The sequence below is a fragment of the Tepidiphilus baoligensis genome (assembly GCF_012911495.1).
In the GTDB taxonomy this organism is placed as follows: Bacteria; Pseudomonadota; Gammaproteobacteria; order Burkholderiales; family Rhodocyclaceae; genus Tepidiphilus; species Tepidiphilus olei.
The window spans coordinates 97,265-113,969 of record NZ_JAAAUB010000009.1 but is presented as its reverse complement, the minus strand read 5'-3'; the positions used below and the strand labels follow the sequence as shown (position 1 = coordinate 113,969).

At 62.4% G+C, this 16,705-nt stretch carries 16 protein-coding genes, 1 tRNA gene and 1 pseudogene; all 18 read left to right on the top strand.

Annotation, left to right across the window (positions count from 1 at the left end):
• The first annotated feature begins 101 nt into the window (after positions 1-101).
• Positions 102-186 (top strand) — tRNA-Leu (locus GV368_RS07640).
• A gap of 160 nt (positions 187-346) precedes the next feature.
• Positions 347-721, top strand: a complete 375-nt coding sequence (locus GV368_RS07635) for an NADH-quinone oxidoreductase subunit A (RefSeq protein ID WP_142805033.1) — start codon at positions 347-349, stop codon at positions 719-721.
• Between the two features lie 4 nt (positions 722-725).
• Entirely contained in the window at positions 726-1,202 is a 477-nt protein-coding gene (locus tag GV368_RS07630; RefSeq protein ID WP_142805034.1) for a NuoB/complex I 20 kDa subunit family protein, read from the top strand.
• Positions 1,203-1,218: 16 nt separating this feature from the next.
• Positions 1,219-1,821 carry an NADH-quinone oxidoreductase subunit C gene (locus tag GV368_RS07625; RefSeq protein WP_169116084.1) on the top strand — a complete coding sequence of 201 codons (603 nt, stop codon included), beginning with the start codon at positions 1,219-1,221 and terminating at the stop codon, positions 1,819-1,821.
• Positions 1,814-3,067 carry an NADH-quinone oxidoreductase subunit D gene (locus tag GV368_RS07620; RefSeq protein ID WP_142811214.1) on the top strand — a complete coding sequence of 418 codons (1,254 nt, stop codon included), beginning with the start codon at positions 1,814-1,816 and terminating at the stop codon, positions 3,065-3,067. Before GV368_RS07625 ends, GV368_RS07620 begins: the two co-directional genes overlap by 8 nt.
• A gap of 20 nt (positions 3,068-3,087) precedes the next feature.
• Positions 3,088-3,567, top strand: a complete 480-nt coding sequence (gene nuoE / locus GV368_RS07615; RefSeq protein WP_142811215.1) for an NADH-quinone oxidoreductase subunit NuoE — start codon at positions 3,088-3,090, stop codon at positions 3,565-3,567.
• Positions 3,564-4,883: an NADH-quinone oxidoreductase subunit NuoF gene (gene nuoF / locus GV368_RS07610; RefSeq protein WP_178086752.1), complete on the top strand. Its 1,320-nt coding sequence runs from the start codon at positions 3,564-3,566 to the stop codon at positions 4,881-4,883. Before nuoE ends, nuoF begins: the two co-directional genes overlap by 4 nt.
• Entirely contained in the window at positions 4,877-7,189 is a 2,313-nt protein-coding gene (gene nuoG, locus GV368_RS07605; protein ID WP_169116083.1) for an NADH-quinone oxidoreductase subunit NuoG, read from the top strand. The genes nuoF and nuoG overlap by 7 nt, the downstream gene beginning before the upstream one ends.
• Positions 7,189-8,238: an NADH-quinone oxidoreductase subunit NuoH gene (gene nuoH / locus GV368_RS07600; protein WP_142811300.1), complete on the top strand. Its 1,050-nt coding sequence runs from the start codon at positions 7,189-7,191 to the stop codon at positions 8,236-8,238. The genes nuoG and nuoH overlap by 1 nt, the downstream gene beginning before the upstream one ends.
• A 10-nt stretch (positions 8,239-8,248) precedes the next feature.
• Complete coding sequence (gene nuoI / locus GV368_RS07595; protein ID WP_028874905.1) at positions 8,249-8,734, top strand: NADH-quinone oxidoreductase subunit NuoI; 486 nt, start codon at positions 8,249-8,251, stop codon at positions 8,732-8,734.
• Positions 8,735-8,753: 19 nt separating this feature from the next.
• The gene (locus GV368_RS07590; RefSeq protein WP_142805039.1) at positions 8,754-9,350 is read left to right on the top strand and encodes an NADH-quinone oxidoreductase subunit J; all 597 of its coding nucleotides are present in this window, start codon (positions 8,754-8,756) and stop codon (positions 9,348-9,350) included.
• 13 nt (positions 9,351-9,363) lie between these two features.
• Positions 9,364-9,669 carry an NADH-quinone oxidoreductase subunit NuoK gene (gene nuoK / locus GV368_RS07585; RefSeq protein ID WP_142805040.1) on the top strand — a complete coding sequence of 102 codons (306 nt, stop codon included), beginning with the start codon at positions 9,364-9,366 and terminating at the stop codon, positions 9,667-9,669.
• Positions 9,670-9,683: 14 nt separating this feature from the next.
• Complete coding sequence (nuoL, locus tag GV368_RS07580; RefSeq protein WP_142805041.1) at positions 9,684-11,684, top strand: NADH-quinone oxidoreductase subunit L; 2,001 nt, start codon at positions 9,684-9,686, stop codon at positions 11,682-11,684.
• A 58-nt stretch (positions 11,685-11,742) separates the two neighbouring features.
• Entirely contained in the window at positions 11,743-13,230 is a 1,488-nt protein-coding gene (locus GV368_RS07575) for an NADH-quinone oxidoreductase subunit M (RefSeq protein ID WP_142805042.1), read from the top strand.
• A gap of 32 nt (positions 13,231-13,262) precedes the next feature.
• On the top strand, positions 13,263-14,735 hold the full coding sequence (gene nuoN / locus GV368_RS07570; RefSeq protein WP_169116082.1) for an NADH-quinone oxidoreductase subunit NuoN: 1,473 nt from the start codon (positions 13,263-13,265) through the stop codon (positions 14,733-14,735).
• Between the two features lie 13 nt (positions 14,736-14,748).
• Positions 14,749-15,318: an NUDIX domain-containing protein gene (locus GV368_RS07565; RefSeq protein WP_169116081.1), complete on the top strand. Its 570-nt coding sequence runs from the start codon at positions 14,749-14,751 to the stop codon at positions 15,316-15,318.
• Positions 15,315-15,632: pseudogene (locus GV368_RS11785) on the top strand (6-phosphofructokinase); the annotation flags it as partial. The gene GV368_RS07565 and the pseudogene GV368_RS11785, both read left to right, overlap by 4 nt.
• Before the next feature lie 80 nt (positions 15,633-15,712).
• Positions 15,713-16,561, top strand: a complete 849-nt coding sequence (locus GV368_RS07560) for a diphosphate--fructose-6-phosphate 1-phosphotransferase (protein ID WP_206673341.1) — start codon at positions 15,713-15,715, stop codon at positions 16,559-16,561.
• Positions 16,562-16,705 lie beyond the last annotated feature (144 nt).

The window sequence follows — 16,705 nt, the reverse complement described above, 5'->3', positions numbered from 1 at the left end:
CTCGTGCTACAAGTCCGGACAGTTTATTTGTTCGCTACACAATAAAGAAGAGCCGCTTGCAAAAAATCGTCTCTTTGCGTTATAATTTACGAATTACGCAAGCCGACGTGGTGGAATTGGTAGACACGCCATCTTGAGGGGGTGGTGGCGCAAGCCGTGTGAGTTCGAGTCTCACCGTCGGCACCAGAAAGCAGCTGAAAAATCGCTGCTTTTTTTTCGTCGAATCTATGATAAATAAATAACTACGACGGCACCAGGTTCTTGTTCGTCCGAGTCCTGAATCGCGAGATTTTTTGCGCTATGATGGACCAGTGTTCCGGGCGGATTGGGCAGCCGAGAGGTGATCATGGTCGAGAATTATTTCCCGGTATTCGTGTTTCTCGTCGTTGCGCTGCTCTTTAGCATGGCGCCTCTCCTTCTCGGGCGTTTGCTCGGACCGAGTCGTCCTGATCCGGAAAAACTTTCGCCTTACGAGTGCGGTTTCGAGCCGTTCGAGGATGCGCGCATCCGCTTCGACGTGCGCTATTACCTCATCGCGATCCTCTTCATCCTGTTCGACCTGGAAATCGCTTTCCTCTTCCCTTGGGCGGTGGTCTTCAAAGACATGATCGCCGAGGGGGCACACGCGTTCTATGTGTTTGGCACCGTCATGGTTTTCCTTGCGGTGCTGGTGATCGGCTACATCGTCGAGTGGAAGAACGGCGCACTCGACTGGGAGTGAAACGATGAGCATCGAAGGCGTCATGCGCGAGGGGTTTCTCACCACTTCGCTCGACACGGTCCTCAACTGGACCCGCACCGGTTCGCTGTGGCCCATGACGTTTGGTCTGGCCTGCTGCGCCGTCGAGATGATCCACGCCGGCTGCTCGCGCTACGATCTCGACCGCTTCGGCGTCGTCTTCCGTCCCAGCCCGCGCCAGTCCGACGTGATGATCGTCGCCGGCACGCTGTGCAACAAGATGGCCCCGGCACTGCGTAAGGTGTACGATCAAATGCCCGAGCCGCGCTGGGTGATCTCCATGGGTTCCTGCGCCAACGGCGGGGGCTACTACCATTATTCGTACTCGGTGGTGCGCGGCTGTGACCGCATCGTTCCCGTCGATATCTACGTGCCGGGTTGTCCGCCCACCGCCGAGGCCCTGCTCTACGGCATCATCCAGCTGCAGAACAAGATCAAGCGCACATCGACCATCGCGCGTTGAGCCCCGGAGACCCAGCATGAGTCGCATCGAACGTTTGGCGCAAACGCTACAGGAGGTGCTCGGCGACAAAGCGCTCGAGGTGCTCCTCGACCGCGGCGAGGTGACCTTGCGCGTGAGCGTTGCCGACTATCCCCTCGTGGCCCAGTTGCTGCGGGATCATCCCGAGCTGGCTTTCGAGCAGCTCATCGACCTCTCGGGGCTGGATTATTCCACCTATGGTAATCGCCCGTGGCATGGTCATCGCTACGCCGTGGCCGTTCATTTGCTCTCCTTGCAGCACAACGTGCGTCTGCGCGTCAAGGTCTTCGCCGAAGACGACGAGTTTCCTCTGATTCCGTCCGTGATCGAGGTCTGGCCCAGTGTCGACTGGTATGAGCGCGAGGCCTTCGACCTCTTCGGCATTCTCTTCGATGGACATCCCGATCTGCGGCGCATCCTCACGGATTATGGCTTCGTGGGTCATCCGCTGCGTAAAGACTTCCCGGTGAGCGGCCACGTCGAAATGCGCTACGATCCCCATCTACGCCGCGTGATCTACCAACCCGTCACGATCGAGCCGCGCGTCAATGCGCCGCGCATCGTGCGTGAAGCCCATTACGGGGACGTCGACCATGGCTGAGATTCGCAACTACACCATCAACTTCGGTCCGCAGCACCCTTCCGCGCATGGCGTGCTGCGGCTCATCCTCGAGCTCGACGGGGAAGTCGTCGCTCGTGCCGATCCGCACATCGGGCTGCTGCACCGTGGTACGGAAAAGCTCGCCGAGACACGCACTTGGGTGCAATCGGTCCCCTACATGGATCGGCTCGACTACGTCTCGATGATGTGCAATGAGCATGCATACTGCATGGCCATCGAGCGGCTGCTGGGTATCGAGGTGCCAATCCGCGCCCAGTACATCCGGGTGATGTTCGACGAGATCACGCGCATCCTCAATCACCTGCTCAACATTGGCACGCACGCGCTCGACATCGGCGCCATGACCATGGTGCTCTATACCTTCCGCGAGCGTGAAGATCTCATGGATGCGTACGAAGCGGTCTCCGGTGCGCGCATGCATGCTGCCTATTACCGACCGGGCGGCGTCTATCGCGACCTGCCCGATCAGATGCCGAAGTATCAGGTGAGCAAAGTCAAGGACGAGAAGCGCGTACGCGAGCTCAACCGCAACCGCGAAGGGTCGCTGCTCGATTTCCTGGAAGATTTCACCGAGCGTTTTCCCAAATACCTCGACGATTACCATGAGCTGCTCACCGACAACCGCATCTGGAAGCAGCGCACCGTTGGGATCGGCGTGGTCTCGCCCGAGCAGGCGCTCGCCTGGGGCTTCACCGGCCCTATGTTGCGTGGCTCCGGTGTGGCTTGGGATCTGCGCAAGAAGCAGCCCTACGAGGTCTACGACCAGCTCGAATTCGACATCCCCGTGGGCACCAATGGCGACTGCTACGATCGCTACTTGGTGCGCATGGAAGAGATGCGCCAGTCGAACCGAATCATCAAGCAGTGCATCGACTGGCTGCGCAAGAACCCCGGTCCGGTGATCACCGACAACCACAAGGTCGCGCCGCCACCACGAGCCAGGATGAAAGAAGGGATGGAGGAGCTCATCCATCACTTCAAGCTGATGACCGAGGGGATTCACGTACCGCCGGGTGAAGTCTATGCGGCGGTCGAGCATCCCAAAGGCGAATTCGGCGTCTATGCCGTCTCCGACGGCGCCAACAAACCTTACCGTGTCAAGCTGCGCGCGCCGGGCTTCGCGCATCTCTCGGCGATGGATCGCATGGCGCGGGGGCATCTCGTCGCCGACGTGGTGGCGATCATCGGGACCATGGACATCGTCTTCGGCGAGATCGACCGCTGAGACGGGGAGAACGCACGACCATGCTGAGTCAAGACTCGCTCGCAAAAATCGATCGTGAAATCGCCAAATACCCCGAAGGCCAGAAACGCTCGGCGGTGATGGCGGCGCTGCGCATCGCGCAGGAGGAGAAGGGGTGGCTCGCCCCGGAGACGATCGAATTCGTCGCCGGCTATCTCGAGATCCCGCCGGTGGCCGCCTATGAAGTGGCCAGCTTCTACAACATGTACGATCTCGAGCCGGTGGGCAAGCACAAGATCACCGTGTGCACCAACCTGCCGTGCGCGCTCTCGGGCGGGGTCCATGCCGCCGAATATCTCAAGGAAAAACTCGGCATCGATTTCGGCGAGACCACGCCCGATGGCCTCTTCACGCTCAAGGAAGGGGAGTGCATGGGGGCCTGCGGTGACGCACCCGTGATGCTCGTCAACAACCACCACATGTGCAGCTGGATGACGAAGGAAAAAATCGACCAGCTCATCGAGCAGCTGAGGGCCAAATGAGCGCGCAAGGACTGATCCTCAAGGGACTCGACGGCGACCGCACCTGGCGGCTCAAAGACTACGAAGCGCGCGGCGGCTATTCGGCCCTGCGCCGTCTCCTCACGGACAAAGTGCCGCCGGAGCAGGTGATCCAGGAAGTCAAGGCTTCCGGTTTGCGCGGTCGTGGCGGCGCCGGCTTTCCCACCGGGCTGAAATGGAGCTTCATGCCACGGCAGTTCCCCGGCGAGAAGTACGTCGTCTGTAACTCCGACGAGGGCGAGCCGGGTACTTTCAAAGATCGCGACATCCTGCGCTACAACCCGCACGCCGTCATTGAGGGCATGATCATCGCGGGTTACGCCATGGGGTGCCGACGCGGGTACAACTACATCCACGGCGAAATCTTCGAAGTCTATTTGCGCTTCGAAGAAGCGCTCGAAGAAGCCCGCGCCGCCGGCTACCTCGGCGAGAACATCCTCGGCAGCGATTTCTCCTTCGATCTCTACGCCCATCACGGCTACGGCGCCTATATCTGCGGCGAGGAGACGGCGCTGCTCGAATCGATCGAAGGCAAGAAAGGGCAGCCGCGCTTCAAGCCGCCTTTTCCGGCGAGCTTCGGCCTCTACGGCAAGCCCACCACGATCAACAACACCGAGACCTTCGCCTCCGTCCCCTTCATCCTGCAGATGGGCGGCGAGGCTTTTCTCAAGCTGGGCAAGCCCAACAACGGCGGCACGAAGATCTTCTCGGTGTCCGGCCACGTCAATCGTCCCGGTAACTACGAGGTGCCTCTGGGTACGCCGTTCGCCGAGCTGCTGGAGATGGCCGGCGGCGTGCGCGGTGGCCGCAAGCTCAAGGCGGTGATTCCAGGGGGGTCTTCGGCCCCGGTGTTGCCTGCCGAAATCATGATGCAGTGCACGATGGATTACGATTCCATTTCCAAGGCCGGTTCCATGCTCGGTTCGGGCGCGGTGATCGTGATGGACGAGACCACCTGCATGGTCAGGGCTCTGGAGCGCCTCTCCTACTTCTATTTCGAAGAATCCTGCGGGCAATGCACCCCTTGCCGTGAGGGCACCGGTTGGCTCTACCGCGTCGTGCATCGCATCGAGCACGGGCAGGGGCGGCCCGAAGATCTCGCGCTGCTCGAGTCGGTCACCGGCAACATCATGGGGCGTACCATCTGCGCCCTGGGGGATGCCGCTTCGATGCCGGTGCAGAGCTTCATCAAGCACTTCCGCAGCGAATTCGAGCATCACATCGAGCACAAGCAGTGTCTGGTGCCGCCCGAAGTGCAGCGGGCGGGAAGTGAAATCTACGTGGGGCCGTCATGCTAGAACTCGAAATCGACGGGAAGCCGGTCCAGGTCGACGACGGCAGCACCGTGATGGATGCGGCAAAGAAGCTGGGGATCTACATCCCGCACTTCTGCTATCACAAGAAACTGTCGATCGCCGCCAACTGCCGCATGTGCCTGGTTCAAGTGGAAAAGGCGCCCAAGCCGCTGCCGGCTTGCGCCACGCCTGCCACCAACGGCATGAAGGTGTATACGCACTCGCCGGCGGCGGTGAAGGCGCAGAAAGGGGTGATGGAGTTTCTCCTCATCAACCACCCTCTCGACTGCCCGATCTGCGACCAGGGGGGGGAGTGTCAGCTGCAGGATCTGGCCGTCGGCTATGGTCAGAGCGCCTCGCGCTACGACGAAGAAAAGCGCGTGGTGCACGAAAAAGACCTCGGGCCCCTGGTGCAGACGTTCATGACGCGCTGCATCAACTGTACCCGCTGCGTACGTTTCCTCGACGAGATCGGTGGCTACCAGGAAATGGGGCAGGCGTTCCGCGGCGAGCGGGCCGAGATCATGCCCTTCCTCGGGCGCACGATCGACTCCGAACTCTCGGGCAACATCATCGACCTCTGCCCGGTCGGGGCGCTCACGTCCAAGCCCTTCCTCTACCGGGCGCGTACCTGGGAACTCACCCGTCGCCGCTCGGTGAGCCCGCACGACGGTTTCGGTTCCAACCTGATCGTGCAGTCGCGCCACGACGTGGTCAAGCGGGTGTTGCCGCTCGATACCGAAGCGATCAACGAATGCTGGCTCTCCGACCGCGACCGTTTCGCCTATCCCGGCCTCGAAGCGGCCGACCGGCTCACGACCCCGCTCGTCAAACGCGACGGCCAATGGGTGGAAGTCGATTGGGCGACGGCGCTCGAAGTGGCGGTCAATCGCCTCAAGAGCGTCATCGACGAGGAGGGGGCACGGCAGGTGGCCTTCCTTGCGCACCCCATGGCCACCGTCGAGGAGCTCCATCTGCTCAAGCGCCTGGGTGAGGCTCTGGGGGTGGGGCTGGTCGATGCGCGTCCCGATCGGCTGGATGCCAGAGCCGATGCCGCCCGCGGCGCTGTCGCCTGGCTCGGCATGGAGTATGCCGACGTCGCGGCGCTCGATCGCCTCTTCGTGATCGGTTCCGCCTTGCGCCAGGAACTGCCGCTCCTCGCGCACCGCGTGCGCCAGGCGGCCAAACGCGGGCTCAAGGTGGCTGCGCTCGATTTCGTCGCCGACGACTGGCGCCTGCCGGTCGCGCCGCGGCTCGTGACCAAACCCAGCCAATTCGTCGCCCGTCTTGCTGCCGTGGTGCGTGCCGCGGCCGAAGCGAAAGGCGTGGCGGTGCCGAGCGTAGCCAAGCAAGCCGCGACGCCCGATGAAACAGAGCGGGCGATCGCTGAGCAGCTGCTCTCGGGTGAGCGGCGAGCGATCTGGCTCGGGGCGCTCGCCCTGGCGCATCCGGATGCGGCAGCGATCGAGTCCCTTGCCACGGAATTGGCCCAGATTTCCGGCGCGACGCTTGGCTGGTTGCCGGCCGGGGCGAATGCCGTCGGGGCGCAGCTCGTGGGGGCGATCGGCGCCGAGACGGCACTCGCTTCGCTCGCGCAGCCGCGCTCGGCCTACCTGTTGCTGCACCTGGAGCCGGAAGACTTTGCCGACGAGATGGCAGCCCAGGCGGCTTTCGAGCGTGCCCGCACCGTGGTGGCCCTCACGTCCTATGCCGGAGAGGCGTTACGTGCCCGTGCCGACGTGTTGCTGCCGGTGGCGCCCTTCACCGAGACGTCCGGCACCTTCGTCAATCTCGCAGGGATGGCGCAGTCCTTCACCGCCGTGGTGCGCCCCAAAGGGGAGACCCGCCCGGCGTGGAAAGTGCTGCGCGCGCTCGGTGCGATGCTCGAGCTCCAAGGGTTCGCCCAGCAGAGCTCGGAGGAAGTGAAGGCCGAGGCCCTTCCCTCGGGCTGGCAGACGCGTCTCGCGCGCACGGGGGTCTCCGGTTTCAGTGCGGCGACGTGGCCTTCCGGCGAAGGTGTAGAGCGTATCCCGCTCGTGCATCCTTACGCGCGCGATCCGATCGTGCGCCGTTCCCCGCCGTTGCAGCAGACGGCGGAAGCGCGCCGTCTGCGCATGGCGCGTCTGCATCCGGATACGGCTCGGGCGCTGAACGTGGCCGAAGGGGATCGGATCGGTGTGGGAATGGGGTGTGTGGCCGAGGCGGCACTCGATGCCGGGGTGCCGCCGGGCGCCGTGTTGCTTGCCTGTGACGAGACGTTTGCCCGGGCAGGGCATCCATGGGCGGTGCTGACTGTGGAGCGTGCATGATGGAAGCGACGTGGCAAACTCTCGCGACGTGGTTCGGCCCGACTTGGCCGGCGGTTTGGGTGCTATTGAAGATCATCGCCCTTCTCATCCCCTTGATGCTGGCGGTGGCGTACCTGACCTTTGCCGAGCGCAAAGTCATCGGCTACATGCAGGTGCGCATCGGTCCGAACCGTGTCGGCCCCAAGGGGTGGTTGCAACCGATCGCCGACGCCTTGAAACTCCTTTTCAAGGAAGTGATTTTCCCGACCCAGGCGAACAAAGGGCTGTACGTGATCGGTCCGATCATGGCGCTCACACCGGCCCTGCTCGCCTGGGTGGCGATTCCTTTCGGCGAGAACACGTGGATCGCCAACCTCAACGCGGGTGTCCTCTTCGTCTTGGCCGTTACGTCGTTGGAAGTCTACGGGGTGATCATCGCGGGCTGGGCCTCGAACTCCAAATATCCGTTTCTCGGAGCGATGCGTGCCTCGGCCCAGATGGTTTCCTACGAAGTGGCGATGGGGTTCGGCCTGATCTCGGTGCTGCTCGTGGCCGGTAGCCTCAATTTCATCGATATCGTGCATTCACAGGCTCAGGGTCGGTTTGCCGAGATGGGCTTGGGGTTCCTGTCCTGGAACTGGCTGCCGCTCTTGCCGCTGGCCGTGGTGTATTTCATCTCGGGGGTGGCCGAGACCAACCGTGCACCCTTCGACGTGGTCGAGGGTGAATCCGAGATCGTGGCCGGGCACATGGTGGAGTATTCGGGGATGGCGTTCGCGCTCTTCTTCCTCGCCGAATACGCCAACATGATCCTGGTTTCTTTCCTCACCTCGATCTTCTTCTTCGGGGGTTGGCTCTCTCCGGTGGGTTTCCTGCCCGACGGCCTGCATTGGCTGCTCATCAAGGCGGCGGTGTTCCTCTTCCTCTTTCTGTGGTTCCGCGCCACCTTCCCGCGGTTCCGTTATGACCATATCATGCGTCTGGGGTGGAAGGTCTTCGTCCCGATCACCTTGATCTGGCTGTTCGTGGTGACGGTGTGGCTGCTCTCGCCACTGTCGATCTGGCGCTGAGGAGAATACGATGGGCGCGCACAACCTGATCGGAACCTTGTTCCTCAAAGAGCTCTTCAAAGGGCTCGCCGTGACCGGGCGGCACTTTTTCGCCCGCAAGATCACGGTGCAATATCCCGAAGAGCGCACGCCGCAGAGTCCTCGTTTTCGCGGGTTGCACGCGCTGCGTCGCTATCCCAACGGCGAAGAGCGCTGCATCGCCTGTAAGCTGTGCGAGGCGATCTGCCCGGCCATGGCCATCACCATCGAGGCCGAGCCGCGTGCCGATGGCTCGCGCCGTACCACGCGCTACGACATCGACCTGACCAAGTGCATCTTCTGCGGCTTTTGTGAGGAGGCCTGCCCCGTGGATGCCATCGTCGAGACGCGGGTGTTCGAGTACCACGGGGAGCAGCGCGGCGATCTCTATTACACCAAGCAGATGCTACTGGCAGTGGGCGACAAGTACGAAGCGCAGATCGCTGCCGATCGTGCGGCCGACGCGAAGTATCGTTGAGCCGGGAAAAGGACAGGCCATGGAATTCCAAACCGTCGTTTTTTATCTCTTTGGCGCGATCGCGGTAGCCGCAGCCCTAGGGGTGATTCTGGTGCGTAATCCGGTGCATGCCGCCCTGTGCCTGGTGCTCGTTTTCTTCTCTTCCGCGGCGATCTGGCTCTTGCTTGAGGCAGAATTCCTGGCCATCACCTTGGTGCTCGTCTATGTGGGCGCCGTGATGGTGCTCTTCCTCTTCGTCGTGATGATGCTCGACATCAACGTCGATCGTTTGCGCGAGGGATTCTGGTCCAATCTGCCGCTGGGTTTGTTGGTGGCGGCGGTGCTGGTAGTCGAGATGCTGCTCGTGCTCACGGGAGATGTCTTCCGCCAGGCTTCCTCTCCACCCGCCTTGCCAACCGATGCGAGCAATACCGAATCGATCGGTCGAGTGCTCTACACCCTCTATTCCTATCCCTTCGAGCTGGCGGCGATGATCCTGCTCGTGGCGATGGTGGCTGCGGTGAGCCTGACGCTGCGCAAGCGCAAGGACGTGCGTTATCTCGATCCGGCCGAACAGGTGAAGGTGAAAGCAGCCGATCGGTTGCGGGTGATCTCCATGCCCGCAGAAAAAGAGTGAGCGGGGAGACATCATGCTGACTTTGTCCCATTATCTGGTGTTCGGCGCCATCCTGTTCGCGATCAGCGTGGTCGGAATTTTCCTCAACCGCAAGAACCTGATCGTGTTGTTGATGGCCATCGAGTTGATGCTGCTCGCGGTGAATACGAATTTCGTGGCTTTTTCCCGCTACCTGGGAGACATCCATGGACAGATCTTCGTCTTCTTCATCCTGACGGTGGCGGCGGCCGAGGCCGCGATCGGGCTGGCGATCCTGGTGGTGCTGTTCCGCAACCGCCGCTCCATCCACGTCGATGACCTCGACCAACTGAAGGGTTGATTGTGATGAGCGCGATGAACGAAATGAAAACGCTCTATCTCCTGGTCCCGTTCGCGCCGCTGGTGGGTTCCATCGTGGCGGGGCTCTTCGGTCGCTGGGTGGGGCGCCGTGGGGCGCATACGGTCACCATCCTCGGTGTGCTCGTGTCCTTCCTCGCCTCGATCGCGATCTATTTCGACGTGCAGGCGGGTAACACGTTCAACGGGCCGCTCTATGTCTGGGGTACGAGCGATGGGCTCTCCTTCCAGGTGGGATTCCTCATCGACCCGCTCACGGTGATGATGATGCTCGTGGTCACTTTCGTGTCGCTGATGGTGCATATCTACACCATCGGCTACATGGCCGATGATCCGGGCTATACGCGCTTTTTCAGCTACATCTCGCTCTTTACCTTCTCCATGCTGATGTTGGTGATGGCCAACAACTTCCTGCAGCTCTTCTTCGGCTGGGAAGCGGTGGGCTTGGTGTCGTACTTGCTGATCGGTTTCTGGTACACGCGTCCCAGTGCCATCTACGCCAATCTCAAGGCCTTTTTGGTCAATCGCGTCGGTGACTTCGGCTTCCTCTTGGGTATCGGTCTGGTGGCGGCCTATGCGGGTTCTCTCGATTATGTCGAAGTATTTGCCAAGGCCGAGCATCTGGCGGGGCTCACCGAGACGGTCACCGGTTGGCCGCTCGTGACCGCCATCTGTATCGCGCTCTTCGTCGGCGCCATGGGCAAATCGGCCCAGGTTCCCTTGCACGTTTGGCTGCCGGATTCGATGGAAGGTCCGACGCCGATCTCGGCGCTCATCCACGCCGCGACTATGGTCACGGCCGGTATCTTCATGGTGGCGCGTATGTCGCCGCTCTTCGAGCTCTCCGACACGGCGCTCTCCTTCGTGCTGATCATCGGTGCCACGACCGCGCTCTTCATGGGTTTTCTCGGGATCGTGCAGAACGACATCAAGCGCGTGGTGGCCTATTCGACCCTGTCGCAGCTCGGTTACATGACGGTGGCGCTGGGGGCATCGGCCTATTCGGCGGCGGTGTTCCATCTCATGACGCACGCCTTCTTCAAGGCGCTGCTCTTCCTCGCCGCCGGTTCGGTCATCATCGGCATGCACCATGACCAGGACATGCGGAACATGGGGGGCTTGCGCAAGTACATGCCCATCACCTGGATCACGGCGCTCATCGGCTCGCTCGCGCTCATCGGCACGCCCTTCTTCTCCGGGTTCTACTCCAAAGACACCATCATCGAGGCGGTGGCCGAGGCGAACGTCTTCGGCGCGGGGTACGCCTATTTCTGCGTGCTCGCCGGCGTCTTCGTCACGGCGTTCTACACCTTCCGCATGTATTTCCTCGTCTTCCACGGCAAGGAGCGTTTCGGGAAGGCGCACCATGGGCACGAGGCGCATGGTCACGACGAGCATCATGGGCTGGCGCCGGGCGAGAAACCGCATGAATCCCCTGCCGTGGTGACGGTGCCGCTGGTGCTCTTGGCCATTCCCTCGGTGGTGATCGGCTATTTCACGATCGAGCCCATGCTCTACGGTGGTTGGTTCGGTGACGCGATTCAGGTGCTCGCCGAGAAACACCCGGCCATGGAGAAACTCGCCGAGGAATTCCACGGGCCTCTGGCGATGGCTTTGCACGGTTTCACCACGGCACCGTTCTGGCTCGCGCTCGCCGGAGTCGTGTTCGCCTGGTTCTGCTACCTGGTACGTCCGCAGGTGCCGGAATTCTTCGCGCGCACGTTCCGCCCGATCTACGTGCTGCTGGAGAACAAGTACTATTTCGACCGATTCAACGAGGTGGTCTTCGCCGGCGGGGCGCGGTTGCTCGGGCGTTTCCTCTGGCAGATCGGCGATCGCACCATCATCGACGGAGCCGTGGTCAATGGCTCGGCCTCCATGGTGGGTGAGATCGCTGCTGCGGCGCGCACCTTGCAGTCCGGGCGGCTCTACCACTACGCCTTCGCGATGATCGTCGGCATGGTGGTGTTGCTCTGGTTCATCTACGGTGGACATTGAGGCGGGATCAGGTCCCGATTTTTACGATACCAAGACGACGCGCACACGGAAGAGCGATATGGCGGGAATTCCTTTATTGAGTTTGGCGATCTGGATTCCGATCCTCGGGGGGCTGCTGGTGCTGGCGGTGGGAGGGAACGACCGCAACGCGCCTTTGGCGCGGGTGACGAGTCTCTTCGCGGCGGCGCTCGGCTTCGCGGTGACGCTTCCCTTGTGGTTCCAGTTCGATGCGGGCACCTCGGCGCTGCAGTTCGTCGAGATCCGCGACTGGATTCCCCGCTATTCAGTGCGCTATCACCTCGGCGTGGATGGCATCTCGATGCCTTTCGTGCTGCTCAATTCCTTCATCACGCTCATCGTCGTGATCGCCGGCTGGCAGGTGATCCAGGAGCGGGTGGCGCAGTACATGGCCGCCTTCCTCATCATGTCCGGCATCATCAACGGCATCTTCTCGGCGATGGATGCCGTGCTCTTCTACGTCTTCTTCGAGGCTTCCCTCATTCCGCTGTATCTCATCATCGGCATCTGGGGCGGACCGAACCGGGTCTACGCGGCGATCAAGTTCTTCCTTTATACGCTCGCCGGCTCGCTTCTGATGCTGGTGGCGTTGCTCTATCTCTTCTACGCCTCCAACGGCAGCTTCGAGATCCTCGACTGGCACCGGCTGCCGCTCGATCTGCGCACGCAGCAGCTGCTCTTCCTGGCGTTCCTCGTGGCCTTTGCCGTCAAGGTGCCGATGTGGCCGGTGCACACCTGGTTGCCGGATGCGCACGTCGAAGCGCCCACCGGTGGCTCGGTGGTGCTGGCGGCGATCGCGTTGAAACTCGGGGCTTATGGTTTCCTGCGCTTTTCCCTGCCGATCGCGCCGGATGCCTCCATGAGTTTCCAGTGGCTGATGGTGACCCTGTCCCTGATCGCCGTGGTCTATATCGGCTTCGTCGCCCTAGTGCAGGAGGACATGAAGAAACTCGTGGCCTACTCCTCCATCGCGCACATGGGATTCGTCACCTTGGGCTTTTTCCTGTTCAACCGGCTTGGGGTGGAAGGGGCCATCGTGCAGATGATCTCGCATGGGTTCGTGTCGGGGGCGATGTTCCTGTGCATCGGCGTCCTCTACGATCGGATGCACTCTCGGCGCATCGCCGACTACGGCGGGGTGGTGAACGTCATGCCCAAGTTCGCGGCCTTCTTCCTGCTCTTCGCCATGGCCAACTCGGGTCTGCCGGCGACCAGCGGTTTCGTCGGGGAATTCATGGTGGCGCTCGCTGCGGTGAAGACCAACTTCTGGATCGGCTTCGTGGCCGCCACCACGCTCATCCTCGGCGCGGCCTACTCGCTGTGGATGTACAAGCGCGTCGTCTTCGGTCCGGTGGCCAATGACCGCGTCGCGGCGCTCGACGACATCGGGGCGCGCGAATTTTGGATGCTGGCGGTGCTCGCGTTCTTCGTGTTGCTGCTGGGGGTGTATCCGGCGCCGCTCCTGGACGTGATGCACGCCTCCGTCGATGAACTGCTGCGGCACGTGGCCGCCGGCAAACTGCACTGAGTCAAGCCCTCTACGCTGGGACGGGATAGAACATGGAATTCGAACGACCGGACTTCTCCTTGGCAGCTGCCGAGATCTTCGTGGCGGTGATGGCGCTCGTCGTCATGGTGACGGGGACTTTCCTGCGCCGCATCAGCCGGGAGCTCGGCTATGCGCTGGCGCAGCTCACCGTCATCGGCGCTGCCTTCATCACGGTCTTTTCGGTCGACGACCCGACGGTGCGCTACACCTTCGGCACGATGTACGTCTCGGACTGGCTCGGCCAAGTGCTCAAGCTCTTCATCTACCTGTCGGTGTTCGCCTCGCTTCTCTACGGACGGCTCTACCTCATCGAACGGCGGCTGGAGAAAGCGGAGTATTACGTGTTGATGCTGCTGTCGATGCTGGGAGCGATGATCCTGGTGTCGGCCAACAACCTGCTCGTCCTCTATCTCGGCCTGGAGATGATGACGCTGGCGCTCTACGCCCTGGTTGCTTTCGACCGGGACAATGGTTTGCGTTCCGAGGCGGCGATCAAGTATTTCGTTCTGGGGGCGATCTCCTCGGGACTGCTCCTCTACGGTATGTCGATGATCTATGGCGCCACTGGCTCGCTCGATCTGGGCGTGGTGGGCCAGGCGGTGTCCCTAGGGGCAGGCGATGAGCTGGTGTTCAAGTTCGGTCTCGCCTTCCTCGTGGCCGGCATCGCCTTCAAGTTCGGCGTGGTGCCCTTCCACATGTGGGTGGCCGACGTCTATCACGGTGCTCCGACGCCGGTGACGCTGCTCATCTCGTCGGCGCCCAAGCTGGCAGCCTTTGCCTTGGCGGTGCGATTGCTCGTTGGTGGTTTTTCCGGCCTGGCCGAGACCTGGCAACCCATGTTGATGCTGCTCGCGGTGGCCTCTATCGTGCTCGGCAACCTCGCGGCGATCGCCCAGAGCAACATCAAGCGCATGCTTGCCTACTCGGGCATCTCCCACATGGGGTTCGTGCTGCTTGGCTTGCTCGCCGGCGTCACCGATGGCGGTCATCAACAGGTCTTCAATGCCTATAGCTCGGCGCTCTTCTACGCCGTGTCCTACGCACTCATGAGCCTGGCGAGCTTCGGCATGGTGTTGTTGCTCGCGCGTACCGGGTTCGAGGCCGAGCACATCGACGACTTCAAGGGACTCAACCGCCGTAGTCCCTGGTTCGCGGCGATGATGATGCTCGTCATGTTCTCCATGGCCGGCATCCCCTTTTTCCTCGGCTTTTTCGCCAAGTTCGCCGTGCTCGAAGCGGTAGTCAGCGCGGGGCATACCTGGCTCGCCGTGCTCGCCGTGATCATGTCGGTGATCGGTGCATACTACTATCTACGGGTGGTCAAAGTGATGTACTTCGATGAGCCGATGGATCGCACGGCGCTCATCGCCTCCAGCGAGACGCGCGTGCTGCTCTCGGCCAATGCCCTGACGCTGGCGGTGGCGGGACTCATGCCGCAGGGGTTGATGGCGGTGTGTGGCTACGCCGTGCTCACGTCCTTCTGAGCGAGGCGTGCCCGTGTCCTCGGCCGACGACCTCCTGCGCGAGCGGACGCTGGCCTCGGACACGGTATGGGAAGGAAGTTTTCTGCGCGTGCTGCGCGATCGCGTGCGTCTCCCCGATGGGCACGAGACGACGCGCGAATATCTGCGCCATCCTGGCGCCGCGGCGATGATCGCACTCACCGACGCAGGCGAAGTGGTGCTGGAGCGCCAGTTCCGCTATCCCCTGGGATGCAGCATCGTCGAGCTGCCGGCAGGCAAGCTCGATGCAGGCGAACCCGCGCTCGATTGTGCGTGGCGCGAGCTGGAAGAGGAGACTGGTTATACGGCCGAGCACTGGGAATCGATCGGGCGCTTCCATCCCTGTGTCGGCTATTCCGACGAGGTGATTCACGTCTTTCTCGCCCGCGGGCTGCGTGCCGGTCGCCGTCGTCTCGATCATGGCGAATTCCTCGAGGTGCTGCACTGGCCGCTGCCGCGCCTGTGGCAAGCGATCTTCGCCGGTGAGATCATCGACGGCAAGACGCTCTCGGCGATCCTGCTCGCGCTGCCGCGGCTACGTGCGCTCGGGCTGCCCACACCATGAGCGCGCTCCTCTACGCCCAATCGGGCGGAATGACGGCGGTGATCAACGCGAGCGCCGTGGGCGTGATGCGCGCCTGCGCCGCGGCGGGGGTGTCGTTTCTCGCCGCCCGGCACGGCATCCTCGGTGTGCTCGAAGAGGAGCTCGTCGCGCCCGGTACGCTCGATTCTTCCGTGCTCGCGCGCATTTCGCGCACGCCGGGCGGGACTTTCGGTTCCTGCCGCTTCGACTTGCCGCCGCTCGATGAAGCACCGGCGCTCCACGAGCGGCTCTTTGCCGTGCTCGAGGCGCATGAGGTGCGCTGGTTGCTCTACAACGGCGGCAACGGGTCGATGGATACGGTGCGCCAGCTGCACTTGAGTGCGCAACGCCTGGGTATCCCCTCACCGTGGTGGGGGTGCCCAAGACCATCGACAACGACCTTCTCGGCACCGATTTTTCTCCCGGTTATCCTTCGGCGGCGAAGTATCTCGCCACGAGCTATCTCGAAGCGAGCCTCGACCTGGCCTCTCTTTACGTGCGCAAGCCCCGGCTCTTCGTCATGGAGACGATGGGGCGCAACGTCGGTTGGCTCGCCGCCAGCACCTCGCTCGTGCAGCGGTTCGCGCCCGACGAAGGGCCGCACCTGGTGTTGCTGCCGGAGACGCCTTTTCGTCCTGAAGCGGTTTTCCCTCGCGTGGAGGAGGCGCTCTCCCGCCTCGGTTTTTGCTCCCTCGTCGTCGCCGAAGGGGTCAAGGACGAAACGGGGCGACTGCTGTCGATGCGCGGGGTGGAGGATGGGCGCTACGTGCAACTCGGCGGGGCGGGAATGGCGCTCGCGCAGTGGCTTGCGCAGGAATTCGGAGTGAAGTATCACGTTGCCGTGCCGGATTATCTGCAGCGGGCCGCGGCGCATTGGGCAAGCCCAGTCGATTACGAGGTGGCCGCTCGCCTGGGTGAATTCGCCGTGGAAACGGCGCTCGGGGGCAGTTCGGCGGTGATGGTGGCGGTGGAGCGCCTCGACGAAGCCCCTTGCCGTCATCGGTGCGTGACGGTGCCGATCGATACGCCGGCCAACCGCGAGCGAGGTTTTCCGCCCCAATGGATCGATACCGCCGGCTGTGGCGTAAACGAGGCTTTTTCGCGCTGGCTCTTGCCCCTCATCGAAGGAACCTTGTCTACCCCTTGCCGTGGTGGATTGCCGGACGTGCATTTGCCTGTCTGGGAGAGCCTGCCGAAGCGCTGTACGCCTTGGTCCATGCCTTGATCGGATGGCGGGACTATAGGGTAGCTCGAAGAACCGTCGCGAACGGCTGCAGGGCAAGGCGCCCGGAGCGCAGGATGCGAGACATATCACCCAGATAGGCGAGCATCCGAGCACCGCGCAACGCCGCCATGCAGCCGCGCAGCA